Raw genomic sequence first — 15,742 nt, 5'->3', positions numbered from 1 at the left:
TGCGGGTATGGCCCAGACTCGACGGCATCCCACCCTCTACCCCCGCGCCGCCGTCATCCTCGCGACCGTGATCAACCTCGTGACGGGGCTCGGCTGACCTCGCGGCCCCTTCGTCGGGGCCTGTAAGTAGGCTTGCGGAGGTGAGCATGGGTGGCAGGGGCGGCGGAGGCGGCGGATTCCGGCCTGTCGACATCGACGCCCAGAAGAAGCTCAACGCCGAAGCGCCGCGCATCCCGCACCTGGGCAAGCGGGTCATCGCGCTGTTCCACCCGTACCGCTTGCGCATTCTCGTCACCGGCGTGCTCGTGATCGCGGGCGCCGCGATCGCGGTGGTGCCGGCCCTGATCGTTCAGCAGATCTTCGACCAGGCGCTCTTCCCCGTCGATGGCGGCCCGCCCGATCTGTCCCTGCTGCTGCGGCTCGTGCTCATCATGATCGGCCTGTTCGTTCTGTCCGCCGCCCTCGGCGTGCTGCAGACCTGGTACACCTCGACGGTCGGCAACCGTGTCACCGGCGACCTGCGCGTCAAGCTCTTCGATCATCTTCAGGCGATGGAGCTCGGCTTCTTCACCCGCACGAAGACCGGTGTCATCCAGTCCCGGCTGCAGAATGACGTGGGAGGCGTCTCCGGGGTTCTCACGAACACGGCGACCAGCATCCTGGGCAACGTCGTGACGGTGATCGCCTCGCTCGTGGCGATGATCATCATCGACTGGCGACTGACTCTGATCGCCGTCGTCATGATGCCGTTCCTGGTGATCGTGCAGCGGCGGGTAGGCCAGGTGCGCGCCCGCATCGCCGGTGAGACCCAGGAATCGCTGTCGGAGCTGACCTCGATCACGCAGGAGACGCTGAGTGTGTCCGGCATCCTGCTGTCGAAGTCGTTCAATCGACAGCGCACCGAATCGGCCCGCTACGGGGCGGAGAACGTCAACCAGGTGCGGCTTCAGGTGCGGCGCGCGATGAGCGGACAAGGGTTCTTCGCCGTCGTGCAGGTGCTCATGGCAAGCGTCCCCGCGGTGATCTACCTCGTCTCGGGCTACCTGATCACGGGCGGCACCGACGCGATCACAGCCGGGACGATCGTCGCTTTCACAACGGTGCAGGCCCGGCTGCTCATGCCGCTCATGGGTCTGATGCGGGTCGCGCTCGACGTGCAGACCTCGGCGGCGCTGTTCGCCCGCATCTTCGAGTACCTCGACCTGGTGCCTGCGATCAGCGATGCGCCGGACGCGATCGCGGTCTCGGCTGCCCCCGGCCCGATCGGGCGCATCGAGTTCCGGGACGTGATCTTCCGCTACCCGGATGCGCCCGCAGATGCCCGCCCGACCCTGAACGGCATCTCGTTCACGGCGGAGCCAGGGCAGCACGTCGCCTTCGTCGGACCCTCCGGGGCCGGCAAGACCACCGTGCTCTACCTCACCCCCCGCATGTACGAAGCATCCGGCGGGGCGGTCCTGTTCGCCGGCGAGGACGTGCGCCGGCTGACTCAGGAGTCGATCATCGACGAGGTCGGCATCGTCTCCCAGGAGACCTATCTGTTCCACGCCACGATCCGTGAGAACCTGCTCTACGCGAAGCCCGAGGCATCGCAGGACGAGCTGGAGCAGGCGTGCCGCGCCGCGAACATCCACCACATCATCACCGGGTTCCAGAAGGGCTACGACACGATCGTGGGGGAGCGCGGCTACCGGCTTTCGGGCGGTGAGAAGCAGCGCATCGCAATCGCTCGCGTGCTGCTCAAGGATCCGCCGGTGCTTCTGCTCGACGAGGCGACCTCCGCGCTCGACACGGTCTCGGAGCGCGTCGTGCAAGAGGCTTTGGATGCCGCCGCCCGCGGCCGGACCACCCTGTCGATCGCGCACCGGCTCTCGACGGTCATCGGCGCGGATGTGATCCACGTGGTGGACGGCGGCAGCATCGTCGAGTCCGGCACCCATGCGACGCTCATCGCCGAGAACGGGCTGTACGCCGAGCTCGCCGCACAGCAGCTGGCGGCATCCCGCATCCTCGACGTCGAAGCCACGGAGCCGCTCGGGGCACTGCCCACCCTCCGTGCGGATCGGGGGCCCGACGACCCGGTGCCGGTGCCGCTCGATGATCCGGTCGTGGTGCTGACCGGATCGCTGCGGCTCGTGGAGCCTGCCGAGGATCCGCTGGTCTGAGCCGCGGCTACCAGAGCCGCGCGGCGGCGACGATGGTGGCGGATGCCTCGTCCAGGCTGTCCTGCGCGGTGCCGGCGCGTGCCCAGATCTCCCGCGTGAACGCTCCGAGGGCGCGGCGGTAGGCGGCATCCGGGTGCCGGCGCGCGATGTCGGCGAGCCGCGGGATGTCCATCCGCAGCATCTGCCCGATGCGCGCCTGCGCCGCGAGGCGGTGGCCGGCGGATTCGAGCACGTGAAGGCCGGCATCCATCGCTTCGAGGCAGTCGTGCAGCACGTCGAGCTGGGCTTCGCGCTGGGTGATCGAAGAGCCGTCGGCGCGGATTCGCCACTGCGCGACGACGTCGGGGATCGTGTCGAAGCGTCGCGCGCGCGCATACATCTGCTGCGCGACGACCTGGTCCTCATACAGCTTGCCTTCCGGGAAGCGCAGGTGCACCCGATGCCAGAACTCCGTGCGACTCACCTTCGACCAGGCCACGATGTTGGCGGTCGCATCGGGATGTGCGTCGATCGTGGTGGCGCGGCGCTCAGGCGCGGTCGCCGCCGCGACCCAGGGCTGCACCGTGCCCGGGGAGTATCCGCCGGAGTCGTCGGGCCGGAGTCGCACGTATGCCCCGGCCGCGAAGTCGCTGCCCGTCTCGTCGAGCACGCCGACCAGGCGCGCGAGCGCCGTCGGGGTCAGCACGTCGTCGGCGTCGAGAAACCCGAGGAAGGGCGTGTCGACCCTGTCGAGGCCGGTGTTGCGGGCGGCGCCCAGACCGGTGCGCTCGGCGTGCCGCACGACGCGGAAGCGGGAATCGGCATTGGCGGCCTCGTCGAAGATGCCAGCGGTGCCATCGGTGGACTCGTCGTCGATCAGGACCGCGATCCAGTTCTGGAGCGTCTGCCTGCGCAGCGAGTCGAGCGCCTCGGCCGCGTACGGGGCGACGTTGTGGCCCGGTACGATGACGGTGATCGCAGGGCGGGCAGCGGGGGCGGTCATCTTCTCGATTGTACGACCGAGATGCCGGTCACCCGCCCGGTCGCACGGCGAGGACGGATGCCGCGACGGCGTCGGCGACGGCGTCCAGGGGCTCGCTGAGCGCGTGCGGGAAGGTGAAGCGCACGGCGGTCAGGGCGAGCTCAGGGGAGAGCCCCATGGCGAGCAGCACGTGCGAGGGTTCATCGCTGCCGGCGGCGCACGCCGATCCGCTCGAGGACACGATCCCGCGCCGCTCGAGCTCGAGCAGCACCGCCTCGCCGCTCGTGCCCGCGAAGGTGAAGCTGGCCGTCCCCGGCAGGCGGTGCACCGGATCGCCGGTCAGCTGCGCGCTCGGCACGGTGCTCAGAATCCGTGTGATGAAGCGATCGCGCAGGGCGGCGACTCGGGCGGCGGATTCGGCGCGCTCCGCCTCGGCGAGTTCGAGCGCGGTCGCGAAGCCGACGGCGCCGGCGACGTCTTCGGTTCCGCTGCGACGCCCTCGCTCCTGCCCGCCTCCGTGCAGCAGAGGCTCGAGCGGCACGCGGCCGCGCACGGCGAGCACACCGGTGCCCTTGGGTGCGCCGAGCTTGTGCCCGGCTAGCGATAGCGCGTCGACGCCCAGTTCGGCGATGTTCAGCGGCAGCCACCCGGCCGCCTGAACGGCATCGACGTGCACCGGCACTCCGCGCTCACGTCCTACGGCCGCGATGGCGGCGACGTCCTGCACCGTGCCCACCTCGTTGTTCGCGTAGCCCAGCGTGACGAGTGCGGTGTCCGTGTCGAGGGCGTCGGCGACGGCATCCGGATGCACGCGTCCGAGGTGATCGACCGGAACGTGCGCGACCTCGAAGCCGTGCACGCGTGCCAGATACGCGGCCGACTCGAGGATCGACTCGTGCTCGATCGGCGTGGTGATCACGCGCCGGGCGCTGCGCCCTGCCTGGGCGGCGATCGCGATGCCCTTGACGGCGAGGTTGTTCGCCTCGGTGCCGCCGGAGGTGAAGATCACGTCGCTCGCGCGCATGCCGAGCACGCGGGCCACGCGCACGCGGGCGTCCGCGAGCGCGCCGGCCGCTGCCTCGCCGACGGTGTGGTGACTCGACGGGTTGCCGAACCAGTGTGTGAGGAACGGCATCATCGCCTCGAGCACCTCGGGCCGCACGGGGGTGGTCGCGGCGTTGTCCAGGTAGAGCATGGTCATGACGCAGCCGTCAGGAGATGCGGACGTCGAGGCCCAGATCCAGCGCGCGGGCCGAGTGGGTGAGCGCCCCCACCGAGATGACGTCGACGCCGGTCTCGGCGATCGCCCGCACGGTCTTGAGCGATACTCCGCCGGAGGCCTCCACCGTCGCCCGGCCTCCGACCTGCTCGACGCCCCGGCGCAGGTCCTCGAGCGAGAAGTTATCGAGCATGATCGTGCCGATTCCGGCGGCAAGCACGGCCTCGATCTGATCAAGCCGGTCGACCTCCACCTCGACGTGGGTCGTGTGGGAGAGTCGGGCGATCGCGCCCTGCAGCGCAGCCGTGACCGAGACCCCCTTCTCGGCGAGCACGGCGAGGTGGTTGTCCTTGGCCATCACGGCATCGGACAGCGAGTAGCGGTGGTTGTGCCCGCCGCCGTCGACCACCGCATGCCGCTCGAACGCGCGCAGGCCCGGGGTCGTCTTGCGGGTGTCGGCGATGCGCGCCCCGGTGTGCGCGACCTCGGCGACGTAGCGCGCCGTGAGCGTGGCGATGCCGGACATGCGCTGCGCGAAGTTCAGCCCGATCCGCTCGGCCGTCAGAACGCCGCGGGCCGGCCCGGTGACGAGCGCGAGCACGGCGCCCTTCTCGAAGGGCTCGCCGTCGCGCACGGTCAGCTCGACCCGGATGCGCGGGTCGGTCAGCCGGAAGGCGGCTGCGAACACGTCCCCGCCGCTGAACACTCCGGTCTCGCGTGCGATGAGGTCGGCCTGCGCGGTCGCGGACTCGGGAATCAGCATCTCACTCGTGATGTCGCCCCACGGGGCATCCTCTTCGAGCGCCGCCGCGACGGCCCGCTCGATCGCGCTGCGGGTGAGCATCAGGCGACTCCGGGCGTGACGGAGACCGCGGTGGCGGCATCCACCCACTCTCGAGAGTGCTCGTCGGAGCGGTAGTGGGCGCCGAGCGACTCCTCGCGCCGGAGCGCCGCTGCGACGAGCTGTTCTCCCACCACAAGCAGGTTCTGGTCCTCGAACTCCGCCTGGGTGACGGGGGAGCGGTGGGTGCGGCGCCATCGCGCGATGACGGATGCGGCATGCTCGAGTCCTGCGGCATCCCGCATGAGTCCGGCATCCTCCCAGAGCATTTCCTGCAGCGCGCTGCGGGTGAACGACCTGACGGAACCCTCGATCGAGAGCACCTTCGGCGGAAGCGGATGCACTTTCGCGAGCGAACCTGCCGGCCAGGCTCCGGATGCTGCGTCTTCGGCGATGGCGTCGCCCGCGCGCGCGCCGAACACGGCGCCCTCCAGAAGCGAATTCGAGGCCAGCCGGTTGGCGCCGTGCACGCCCGCGCGCGCGACCTCGCCGACCGCGTACAGCCCGGGGATCGTCGTGCGCCCCTGCAGGTCGGTCGTGACGCCGCCCATCAGGTAGTGCGCGGCAGGGGTCACCGGGATCGGCTCTCGCGCCCAGTCGAGTCCGCGGTCGCGCACGGCGCGGTCGATCGTCGGGAAGCGGCGCGCGAGGAAGGCAGCCGTCTCGTCGGGGGTCGCGCGCAGGTGCGTGGCGTCCAGGAAGACGGGGCGTCCGTTCTGGGCCTCCATCTGCCGGGCGATCGCGCGAGCGACGACGTCGCGTGGCGCGAGCTCGCCGTCGGGGTGCGCGTCGAACGCGAAGCGTCGCCCGCTCTCGTCGATCAGCGTCGCCCCCTCGCCGCGGACGGCCTCGGAGACGAGGAACGACTCGCCGAGGGAGAGACCGGCGGCGTAGGCTTTGCCGTCCAGCACGGTCGGGTGGAACTGGAAGAACTCCAGGTCGGTCACCTCGGCCCCGGCCCGCAGCGCGGCAGCGATCCCGTCGCCGGTGGCGACCGACGGGTTCGTGGTGTGCGCGTACAGCTGGCCGGCTCCACCGGTGGCCAGCACGACGGCGTCGGCGTCGACCCGTTCGCGGCGGCCGGGAACCTGCGGTGTCCGGCCGGATGCCGGGACGTCGCCGACCAGCAGCTCGACGCCCGCGACGCGACCCGCATCGAGCACCAGGTCGATCAGGAAGGCGTGCTCGATGACCTGCACCTCGCTCGTGCGCAGCCGCGCGACGAGCGCCTTCTCGATCGCGGTGCCGGTGGCATCGCCGCCGGAGTGCAGGATGCGCGGGTAGGAGTGCGCGGCCTCGAGTCCCTTCACGAACGCGCCGTCCTCGCCGCGGTCGAAGGCGACGCCCAGGGCGATCAGCTCGCGGATGCGTGCCGGGCCCTCGTCGACCAGGACGCGCACCGCCTCGGGGTCGCTCATGCCGGCGCCGGCGGTGATCGTGTCGCGGATGTGGTCTTCGACGCGGTCGTCGTCGAACATCACGCCCGCGATCCCGCCCTGGGCGTAGCGGGTGTTGGCGTGCTCGAGCACGTCCTTGGTCACCAGGGTGACGCGGCAGCCGTTGTCGGCGGCGTGCAGGGCGACCGTGAGGCCGGCGATCCCGCTGCCGACGACGACGGCATGGACGATCGGGCCGGCGGTCATGACGCGTTCGCCCACCCGGAGGCCGGCGCGGCGGGCGGCTTTGCGGCCAGCATGCGCTCCAGGGCGAGACGTGCCGGGTCGGCGACGTCCTGGGGCACGGTGATGCGGTTGAGCACCTCCGCGTTCACGAGCCCTTCGAGCACCCACGCGAGATAGCCCGGGTGGATGCGGTACATCGTCGAGCAGGGGCATACGACCGGGTCGAGGCAGAAGATCGTGTGCTGCGGGTTGTCGGCTGCGAGGCGCTGCACGAGGTTTACCTCGGTGCCGATCGCGAAGGTCGCGGGCTCGGTCGCGCCCTCGATCGCGCGCCGGATGTAATCGGTCGAGCCCGACTCGTCCGCTGCGTCCACGACCGCCATCGGGCACTCCGGGTGCACGATCACCCGCACGCCCGGGTGTTCGGCGCGTGCCTTCTCGATCTGATCGACGGTGAAGCGGCGGTGCACGGAGCAGAAGCCGTGCCACAGGATCACCCGCGCGTCCGCGAGCTCGATCGCGGAGGCACCCCCCAGCGGCTTGCGCGGGTTCCACATCGGCATCTGCTCGAGCGGCACTCCCATCGCCTTGGCAGTGTTGCGGCCGAGGTGCTGGTCGGGGAAGAAGAGCACGCGGCGGCCTCGCTCGAACGCCCACTCGAGCACGGTCTGCGCGTTGGAGGACGTGCACACGATGCCGCCGTGGCGCCCCACGAATCCTTTGATCGCCGCCGACGAGTTCATGTACGTGACGGGGATCACAGGAACCAGGCCATCGGCGTCCGGCGCATCCATGTCGCCGTAGATGTCCGAAAGCTGCTCCCAGCATTCCTCCACCTGGTCGATGTCGGCCATGTCGGCCATCGAGCAGCCGGCGGCGAGGTTCGGCAGGATGACCGCCTGCTCGGGGGTTGACAGCAGGTCGGCGGTCTCGGCCATGAAGTGCACACCGCAGAAGACGATCGCCTCCGCCTCGGGGTGGGCCTTCGCGGCATTCGCGAGCTGGAACGAGTCGCCCACGTAGTCCGCGTGGCGCACGACTTCTTCACGCTGGTAGAAGTGGCCGAGGATCATGACGCGATCGCCGAGCTTCTCCTTCGCGGCGCGCACGCGTGCGTCGAGCTCTTCTGGCGATGCCTCGCGGTATTCGACGGGCAACTCCCCCTGACGCGGTGAACCGACCGGGATCACATCGCCCATCGACGATCCCGGGCCGTATCCGGGCCGGTCGTCGAAGTTCCATGGACCGGCGGCGAGGTCGGTGTTGCAGGTCTCGGCGGTCGACGCGCCCGAGACGATGGCCTGGATCTCGTGGTCGACGGAGGGATCCACCGGCAGCGGCGGGAAGGTGACGGATTTCGCGGACATGGCGTACTCGATTCGCTCTCGAAGGTTCAGTGGCGCACGACGAGGGGGCCGCTGTCGGCGAGCTCGACGTCCTGGTTGTAGCGGTACAGGCGGGCGGGCCGGTGGCTGCCCGTGCGGAAGCGGTCGGTGGGGATGAGGTTGCCCGATCCCTCGACCTGACGGCGGAAGTTGGCAGGGTCCAGGCGGCGGCCGAGGATCGACTCGTAGACCTCGCGCAGCTCGGCGAGGGTGAACTCGTCAGCCAGCAGTCCGTGGGCGATCCGGCTGTACCCGACCTTGTTGCGCAGGCGCCAGAGCGCGTAGTCGACGATCTCGTTGTGATCGAAGGCGAGCAGCGGCAGCTGCGCCGCCTCGAACCACGTCACGTTCTCCACGCCGCCGTCCATGAGCCCGTGGTCGGGGATCTCGTCGGGGCGCACGAGCGCCCAGTAGACGATCGACACGACCCGGCTGGGGGAGCGGTCGACGGCGCCGAACGCGTACAGCTGCTCGAGATAGCTCGGCGCGATGCCGGTGGTCTCGGCGAGCGTGCGGGATGCCGCGGCGTCGAGGCTCTCGCTCGCGCCGAGCCAGCCGCCCGGAAGCGCCCACAGCCCCTCGTGCGGGTCGCGCGTGCGACGCACCAGCGGCAGCACGATCGCAGCGCGATCGGAGACCGGGTCGCGACGCAGGGTGAAGATCACGGTCGACACGGCGACGCGCGTGACTTCGTGCGACGCGGATTCCGCAGCCGGGACGCGAGGACTCAGCGTTGTTTGTGTCATGGTGACCATTACCTCGAAGTCGATCTTAGTGTCACCGTGACCCGAAGTGCAACCCCGATTCGCATGATCAGATTCTCGCGGTGTCGGCACAGGAACGGATGCGTACGCTGAACGCCTGGATCCTGCACACCCGAGAGCGGAGGAGAACGTGCTCGTCTTCGACGTGGTGCTCGTCGCGATCCTGCTCGTCGCGCTCATCATCGGCGTGCAGCGCGGTCTGCTGGCCAGCCTCGGTGCGCTCATCGGCCTGGTGATCGGCGGATTCGCCGCATTCTGGCTCGTGCCGATCGTCAACGATGTGTGGCCATGGCCGAACTCGCGCGTGATCGGCGTGATCGGGGTGTCGGTTGCGCTGCTGGTCGGCGGCGCAGCCGCCGGAGGCGCCGTCGGCGGCGCGCTGCGGCGCGGCGTCGACCGGAGGACGCCCCTGCGGGTCGTGGACCGAGTGCTCGGCGGCGCGATCGCGGTCCTGGTCGGCGCGCTGTCGCTCAGCCTGATCGGATCGAGCATCTCCGTCACCGGCACCCCCGGCGTCTCGACGATGGTCGCGTCGTCGCAGGTGCTGCGCACGATCGAGGCGGTGACCCCGCGGCCCGTCACCGAGACCCTCGCCCGGATCCGTTCCGCCGTGCTCGTGGACGGTCTGCCGCAGTTGGGCGTGCTCCTGGACCTCGATGTGCAGCCGAGCGCCCCGCCCGTCGCGCTCGATGATCCCGAACTGGCCGTGGCTGCGGCATCCGTCGCCCGCGTATCGGGGGTCGCCTACGCGTGCGGAACCAGCGCGACCGGCTCTGGGTTCGTGATCGCGCCCGACCGCGTCGTCACGAACGCGCACGTCGTCGCCGGGGTCACCGCCCCCCTGGTCGAACTGCCGGGCCGTCCTGCGCGGGAGGGCACAATCGTGTACTTCGACCCGATCGACGACCTCGCGCTGATCGCCGTGGATGATCTCGGCGCGGCCGCGATTGCGGTGAGCGCCCCGCTCGCACCGGGTACCGCCGCGGTCGTGCAGGGCTACCCCTTCGGCGGCCCGTTCACGATGACGGGCGCCGAGGTGATCTCCTCGGGCTCGGTGTTCGTGCCCGACATCTACGGCACGTCCAACTCGCAGCGCGACATCTACGCGCTGGCCGCGGTGGTTGAGCCCGGCAACTCGGGCGGGCCCGTGCTGACGGCCGACGGCGACGTCGCCGGCGTGGTGTTCGCCCGCGCCGAGGCCGATGCCGATCGCGGCTACGCGATGACGACCGTGGAGCTCGAGCCGGTGATCGCGGGGGCAGCCGGGTGGACGCAGCCGGTCTCGACCGGCCCCTGCACGGGGTGACGCGTCGTGCAGGACGCGAACGCTATGCTGGGTGGGCAAGTCAATACAGGCCAACAACCCGGACGGGAGAGCCTCGGCGGTATTCAGCCGAGCACCGAAGGAGCAAGCCTCCCCGCCAATCTCTCAGGTCACGCGTACCGCCCGGGCTCGGCCGCTCTGAAAAGCGATCCTTCGAGGATCCGCCGACGGTGAAAGTGCTGGCACCCGTTCCTGCGATCGGACGCCGCGACGAAACTCTCAGGCCCATGACAGAGGGGGAGTTCACAGGCGCCATCCGGCGTCTGCCCGCACGATCCCGGGAGAACTCATGACGGACCCCCGCGATACAGAGTCGCCGCCCGAGAGCGCGCCGCGCCATACGCAGCTGCGAGAGCGCCACGAGGCGCTCGGAGCGTCGTTCACCGACTTCGGCGGCTGGGCCATGCCCGTCCGTTACAGCTCCGATCTCGCCGAGCATCATGCGGTGCGCTCGGCGGCAGGCCTGTTCGACATCTCGCATATGGCCGAGTTCTTCGTCGCCGGCGAAGGCGCAGCCGACTACCTGGACTTCGCGCTCGCCGGACGGTTCGCGACGATGGCGGTGGGCAAGGCGAAATACTCGCTCGTGCTCGCGGAGAGCGGCGGCATCATCGACGACGTGATCGTCTATCGACTCGGCGACGAGCGCTTCCTGGTGATCGCGAACGCGGGCAACCGTGAACCCGTCGCCGCGGCGCTCGCGCAACGCGCCCACGGGCGTGCCGTCGACGTCGCCGACGCCACAGACGACTACTCGCTCGTCGCCGTGCAGGGCCCGCTCGCCCGCGCGGTCCTCGAAGCGACCGAGGCACTCGGAACGTTCGAGCATCCGCTGGACGAACTGAAGTACTACGCCGCCGTCGCGGCATCGTTCGACGGACACCCGGTGCTGATCGCGCGCACCGGCTACACCGGCGAGGACGGCTACGAGCTTCTGGTCCCGAACGCGCACGTCGGCCCGCTGTGGGACGCGCTGCTGGCCGCGGGCTCGCCGCTCGGCCTCGTGCCGGCCGGCCTGGCCGCCCGCGACACGCTTCGCCTGGAAGCCGGGATGCCGCTCTACGGACACGAGCTCTCGCTTGAGATCGTCCCCGCCCAGGCGGGCCTGGGTCGCTCCGTCGCCGCCGACAAGAGCGACTTCGTCGGGCGCGACGCACTGGCAGCGGTGGTCGCGGCCGACGCCCCGGTCCTGGTCGGTCTCGTCTCCGAGGGCAAGCGCGCCGGACGCGCGGGATACGCCGTGTTGGATGCCGATGGCCCGGTCGGCGAGATCACCAGCGGCGCCCTGAGCCCCACGCTCGGGCACCCGATCGCGATGGCGTTCGTCGCCCCCGCAGTCAGCGCACCCGGAACCGAGCTCTTCATCGACGTCCGCGGAACCCGTATTCCCGCGACCGTCACCACGTTGCCGTTCTACCGCCGCACCGCGTGACCTCTCTCAGCCCGACCGCAGTTCTCGACCCGACCAATGACGCCCACCCGGAGGATGACGTGACCGACCTCAACAGCCTCAAGTACACCGCCGAGCACGAGTGGATCGCCGTCGACGGCCCTATCGACCAAGACGGCACCCTGGCCACGGTCGGCATCACCGACTACGCCGCCGACAAGCTCGGCGACGTCGTCTTCGTCGAGCTGCCCGCCGTCGACTCCGGCGTTTCCGCCGGCCAGGTCGTCGGCGAGATCGAGTCGACCAAGTCGGTCGGGGAGCTCTACGCTCCGCTCACCGGCGACGTCGTCGCGGTGAACGAGGCGGTCGTCGGCGACCCGTCGCTGGTCAACAGCGACCCGTTCGGTGAGGGCTGGCTCATCAAGATCCGCGTCGACTCGTCGGCCCCGGCCGAACTGCTCGACCGCGAGGCCTACCTCGCGCTCACGGGTGGCGACCAGTGAGCGAGCGCAGCGACGCCTTCGGCCGGACCCGCGGGTTCGGTGCCGGCCCCCTCGGGTTCGCGGATCGCCACATCGGCACGGATGCCGCCTCGCAGGCTCTCATGCTGGGTGCCCTGGGCTACGACTCGGTCGACGCCCTCGTCCAGGCTGCGGTGCCGGCATCCATTCATGTGAACCCGCGTGAGACCTCCGACATCCCGCCCGCCGCCACCGAGGCCGAAGCCCTCGCCGAGCTGCGTGCGCTCGCCTCGCAGAACCGGGTCGCGCGTCCGATGATCGGGCTGGGCTACTACGACACGTTCACGCCGTCGGTGATCGCGCGGAACGTGCTCGAGAACCCGTCCTGGTACACGTCGTACACGCCGTACCAGCCCGAGATCTCGCAGGGCCGGCTCGAGGCCCTGATCAACTTCCAGACGATGGTCACCGACCTCACGGGGCTCGCCACCGCGAACGCCTCGATGCTCGACGAGCCCACCGCGGTGGTCGAGGGCATGCTGGTGGCCCGTCGCGCCTCGAAGTCGACCTCGAACGTGTTCGCCGTCGACGCCGACGCGCTGCCGCAGACCAAAGCGGTGCTGCGTACGCGCGCCGCGGTGGTCGGCGTCGAACTCATCGAACTCGACTTCGCACACGGTGCGACTCTTCCGGACGCGCTGTTCGGCGTGTTCGTGCAGTACCCGGGCGCGTCCGGGCGCGTCTGGGACCCGTCCGGCGTGATCGAAGCGGCCCACCTCGTGGGCGGGCTCGCGGTCGTCGCGGCCGATCTGCTCGCCCTCACGCTGCTGCGCTCGCCCGGGTCGCTCGGCGCGGACATCGCGGTCGGCACCACCCAGCGCTTCGGCGTGCCACTCGGCTTCGGCGGCCCGCACGCGGGCTACATGGCGGTGCGCTCCGGTCTGGAGCGCCAGCTGCCCGGTCGCCTGGTCGGCGTGTCGCAGGATGCCGCCGGGCACCCCGCGTACCGCCTGTCGCTGCAGACCCGCGAGCAGCACATCCGGCGCGAGAAGGCCACCTCGAACATCTGCACCGCCCAGGTGCTGCTGGCGGTCATGGCCGCGATGTACGCGGTGTACCACGGACCTGACGGGCTGCGGGGGATCGCGACCGAGGTCGCGCGCAAGACCGAGGCGCTCGCCGGGCGACTGCGCTCGTACGGGCTCTCGCTCGCGTCGGACGCGTTCTTCGACACCATCCGCGTGACCACCCCGGGTCCGTCGCAGCGCGTGATCGAGCGTGCGAGGTCGCGCGGCTACCAGCTGTTCTGGGCCGACGATGCGACCGTCGGCATCTCGGTCGACGAGACCACGACGGCGGACGACCTCGCCGCCCTCGCGTGGGCCTTCGGTCTTCCGGCGGAGGACGAGCACGGCGACCGCTCGGTCGACTTCGCGGATGCCGCCCTTCTCGCCGGTGTCTCGGACGCTCTCCTGCGCGATGACGATTACCTCACGCATCCGGTCTTCAACACGCACCGCAGTGAGACGGCGATGATGCGCTACCTCAAGCAGCTCGCCGACCGGGACTACGCGCTCGATCGGGGTATGATCCCGCTGGGCTCGTGCACCATGAAGCTCAACGCGGCGACCGAGATGGCGGCGGTGTCATGGCCGGAGTTCTCGCGCGTGCACCCTTTCGCTCCCGAGGACGATGTGCGCGGGTACCTAGCGATGATCGAGCAGCTCGAGACGTGGCTGGCGGAGATGACCGGTTACGACGCGGTCTCGCTGCAGCCGAACGCCGGCTCGCAGGGCGAACTCGCCGGTCTCCTCGCGATCCGCGGCTGGCATCGCGCGAACGGCGAACACGACCGCACGGTCTGTCTCATCCCCTCGTCCGCGCACGGGACGAACGCGGCATCCGCTGTGCTGGCCGGCATGAAGGTCGTCGTCATCGCATGCGACGAGGCCGGGAATGTCGACCTCGACGACCTGCGCGCGAAGATCGCCCTGCATGCGGCGTCGCTCGCCGCACTGATGATCACGTATCCGTCGACCCATGGCGTGTACGAGCACGATGTGCTCGAGATCACCCAGGCCGTGCATGACGCCGGCGGCCAGGTGTACGTCGACGGCGCGAACCTCAACGCGCTGCTCGGTTACGCACGGTTCGGCGACCTCGGCGGCGACGTGTCGCACCTGAACCTGCACAAGACCTTCGCGATCCCGCACGGCGGCGGAGGTCCGGGCGTCGGTCCGGTCGCGGCCAAGGCGCACCTCGCGCCGTACCTGCCGGGTCACCCGTTCTCGCAGCGCAAGGACCACGGTGCCGGTTCACAGATCGGCGGGTTCGTGTTCGACGGAGGTGCCGTGTCGGGTGCGCCGCACGGGTCTGCCGGCATCCTGCCCATCTCATGGGCGTACGTGCGCATGATGGGCGCGGAGGGCCTGCGCGATGCGACCGCGGCCGCAGTGCTGTCCGCGAACTATATCGCGACCCGCCTCAAGGACCATTACCCGGTGCTGTACACCGGCGAGAGCGGCCTCGTCGCGCACGAGTGCATCCTCGATCTGCGGCCGTTGAAGGAGGAGACCGGGGTCACGGTCGACGACGTCGCCAAGCGTCTGATCGACTACGGCTTCCACTCGCCGACGATGTCATTCCCGGTCGCCGGGACCCTCATGGTCGAGCCGACGGAGTCCGAGGATCACGCCGAGATCGAGCGCTTCATCGAGGCGATGATCGCGATCCGGGCCGAGGCGCTCGCCGTGGCGGCGGGGGAGTGGCCGTCCGGTGACAACCCACTGGTGAACGCGCCGCACACGGCGGAGGCCGTGGTGTCGGGCACGTGGGAGCACCCCTACTCGCGCGAGCTCGCGGTATACCCGGTGCACAGCCTGGTGCGCACGAAGTACTGGCCTCCGGTTCGCCGGATCGACCAGGCCTACGGCGACCGCAACCTGGTGTGCGCCTGCCCGCCCGTGGAGGCCTTCGCCTGACGGCGTGAGGCGCTGCCCGTTCTCGAGACAGCATCCGTGCACCGAAACCGCGGCTACCGGCTGCAGTCTCGGTGCGCTATTGCCGTCTCGCGGTGGGAGGCGTGAGAGCGCGCTGCAGCGAGCGGAGTTGGGGACTGTCCTCGGGGCGCTCGGCAGGCAGGCCGGCGGCCAGCAACGCGGCCCGCACCGGCTTGGCTGCGATCGCCTCGCGCCAACCCCAGTGAGCCGTGGCTGCAACGCCGCGATCGAGCAGTCGTGCGTCGCGCAGGCTGCGCTCGCGCATGGCGCTGCGCGCATCGCCCAGCTCGCCGCTGTACTTGATCTCGCCGTCGGCTTCACCGCCGATGCGCCACGGCTCCCACCAGAAGTCCAGGCGGTCTGCGTCCTCTCCGGGGGCGCCGAATATCCACTTCTGCAGCGCCGGTGCCGGGAATCCGAGCCATTCGATCGCGGCGACGCTGACATACTCGAGGGGCGATTCCGGCGTCGATATCGCGCGATCGAGCACCCACCGGGCGTGCCGACGTCCGCGCGCCGACAGCCGAGTCGCGTTCAACTCTGCGAGCTCCTGTGACGTCAGGTGACGATCAGCGCGCAGTGCGGAGCCCGCCACGGCGAGACCGATCGCG

Annotated in this window: 11 protein-coding genes, 1 pseudogene and 1 riboswitch; of the genes and pseudogenes, 5 read left to right on the top strand and 7 right to left on the bottom strand. The window is 70.3% G+C overall.

Translation table 11 applies throughout. The annotated features are described in order from the left end of the window. Positions 1-146: 146 nt before the first annotated feature. The gene (locus QZV84_RS04380) at positions 147-2,165 is read left to right on the top strand and encodes an ABC transporter ATP-binding protein (RefSeq protein ID WP_292825947.1); all 2,019 of its coding nucleotides are present in this window, start codon (positions 147-149) and stop codon (positions 2,163-2,165) included. Positions 2,166-2,172: 7 nt separating this feature from the next. Here QZV84_RS04380 and QZV84_RS04375 read toward each other — a convergent pair whose 3' ends face one another. From QZV84_RS04375 to QZV84_RS04350, 6 genes are read right to left on the bottom strand one after another with little or no spacing between them, the layout of a single operon-like run. Further along, positions 2,173-3,147, bottom strand: coding sequence for a glycosyltransferase family 2 protein (locus tag QZV84_RS04375; protein WP_292825841.1), 975 nt, complete (start codon positions 3,145-3,147; stop codon positions 2,173-2,175). Positions 3,148-3,175: 28 nt separating this feature from the next. Continuing rightward, positions 3,176-4,321, bottom strand: a complete 1,146-nt coding sequence (locus QZV84_RS04370) for a cysteine desulfurase family protein (protein WP_292825944.1) — start codon at positions 4,319-4,321, stop codon at positions 3,176-3,178. 16 nt (positions 4,322-4,337) lie between these two features. After that, entirely contained in the window at positions 4,338-5,189 is an 852-nt protein-coding gene (nadC, locus tag QZV84_RS04365) for a carboxylating nicotinate-nucleotide diphosphorylase (RefSeq protein ID WP_292825838.1), read from the bottom strand. After that, positions 5,189-6,829: an L-aspartate oxidase gene (gene nadB, locus QZV84_RS04360; RefSeq protein ID WP_292825835.1), complete on the bottom strand. Its 1,641-nt coding sequence runs from the start codon at positions 6,827-6,829 to the stop codon at positions 5,189-5,191. The genes nadC and nadB overlap by 1 nt, the downstream gene beginning before the upstream one ends. Further along, positions 6,826-8,175: a quinolinate synthase NadA gene (gene nadA / locus QZV84_RS04355; protein ID WP_292825832.1), complete on the bottom strand. Its 1,350-nt coding sequence runs from the start codon at positions 8,173-8,175 to the stop codon at positions 6,826-6,828. Before nadA ends, nadB begins: the two co-directional genes overlap by 4 nt. A gap of 26 nt (positions 8,176-8,201) precedes the next feature. Beyond that, positions 8,202-8,867, bottom strand: a complete 666-nt coding sequence (locus QZV84_RS04350; RefSeq protein WP_292825941.1) for an NUDIX domain-containing protein — start codon at positions 8,865-8,867, stop codon at positions 8,202-8,204. 220 nt (positions 8,868-9,087) lie between these two features. Between QZV84_RS04350 and QZV84_RS04345 the strand changes: the two genes are divergently transcribed. From QZV84_RS04345 to gcvP, 4 genes are all read left to right on the top strand, one after another. After that, positions 9,088-10,263, top strand: coding sequence for a MarP family serine protease (locus QZV84_RS04345; RefSeq protein ID WP_292825829.1), 1,176 nt, complete (start codon positions 9,088-9,090; stop codon positions 10,261-10,263). Positions 10,264-10,316: 53 nt separating this feature from the next. Then, positions 10,317-10,413, top strand: a riboswitch (glycine riboswitch). Positions 10,414-10,570: 157 nt separating this feature from the next. Further along, positions 10,571-11,713: a glycine cleavage system aminomethyltransferase GcvT gene (gene gcvT / locus QZV84_RS04340; protein WP_292825826.1), complete on the top strand. Its 1,143-nt coding sequence runs from the start codon at positions 10,571-10,573 to the stop codon at positions 11,711-11,713. A 59-nt stretch (positions 11,714-11,772) separates the two neighbouring features. Next, on the top strand, positions 11,773-12,174 hold the full coding sequence (gene gcvH / locus QZV84_RS04335) for a glycine cleavage system protein GcvH (protein ID WP_292825938.1): 402 nt from the start codon (positions 11,773-11,775) through the stop codon (positions 12,172-12,174). Further along, a complete protein-coding gene (gene gcvP, locus QZV84_RS04330) occupies positions 12,171-15,113 on the top strand; it encodes an aminomethyl-transferring glycine dehydrogenase (RefSeq protein WP_292825823.1) in 2,943 nt (980 codons plus the stop codon). Before gcvH ends, gcvP begins: the two co-directional genes overlap by 4 nt. A gap of 76 nt (positions 15,114-15,189) precedes the next feature. On the opposite strand, the pseudogene QZV84_RS04325 reads toward gcvP, so the two are convergent. Continuing rightward, a pseudogene (locus QZV84_RS04325) lies at positions 15,190-15,742 on the bottom strand (hypothetical protein); the annotation flags it as partial.

The sequence above is a fragment of the Microbacterium sp. genome, assembly GCF_011620715.1.
Taxonomy (GTDB): Bacteria; Actinomycetota; Actinomycetes; order Actinomycetales; family Microbacteriaceae; genus Microbacterium.
This window is presented reverse-complemented; position numbering and strand designations above follow the sequence as displayed.

Bases quoted from the DNA above. Each gene is read 5' to 3' on its own strand.
- nadA (WP_292825832.1), bottom strand. From the start codon at position 8,175: ATGTCCGCGAAATCCGTCACCTTCCCGCCGCTGCCGGTGGATCCCTCC.
- QZV84_RS04370 (WP_292825944.1), bottom strand. From the start codon at position 4,321: ATGCTCTACCTGGACAACGCCGCGACCACCCCCGTGCGGCCCGAGGTG.
- nadC (WP_292825838.1), bottom strand. From the start codon at position 5,189: ATGCTCACCCGCAGCGCGATCGAGCGGGCCGTCGCGGCGGCGCTCGAA.
- QZV84_RS04380 (WP_292825947.1), top strand. From the start codon at position 147: ATGGGTGGCAGGGGCGGCGGAGGCGGCGGATTCCGGCCTGTCGACATC.
- gcvT (WP_292825826.1), top strand. From the start codon at position 10,571: ATGACGGACCCCCGCGATACAGAGTCGCCGCCCGAGAGCGCGCCGCGC.
- QZV84_RS04375 (WP_292825841.1), bottom strand. From the start codon at position 3,147: ATGACCGCCCCCGCTGCCCGCCCTGCGATCACCGTCATCGTACCGGGC.
- nadB (WP_292825835.1), bottom strand. From the start codon at position 6,829: ATGACCGCCGGCCCGATCGTCCATGCCGTCGTCGTCGGCAGCGGGATC.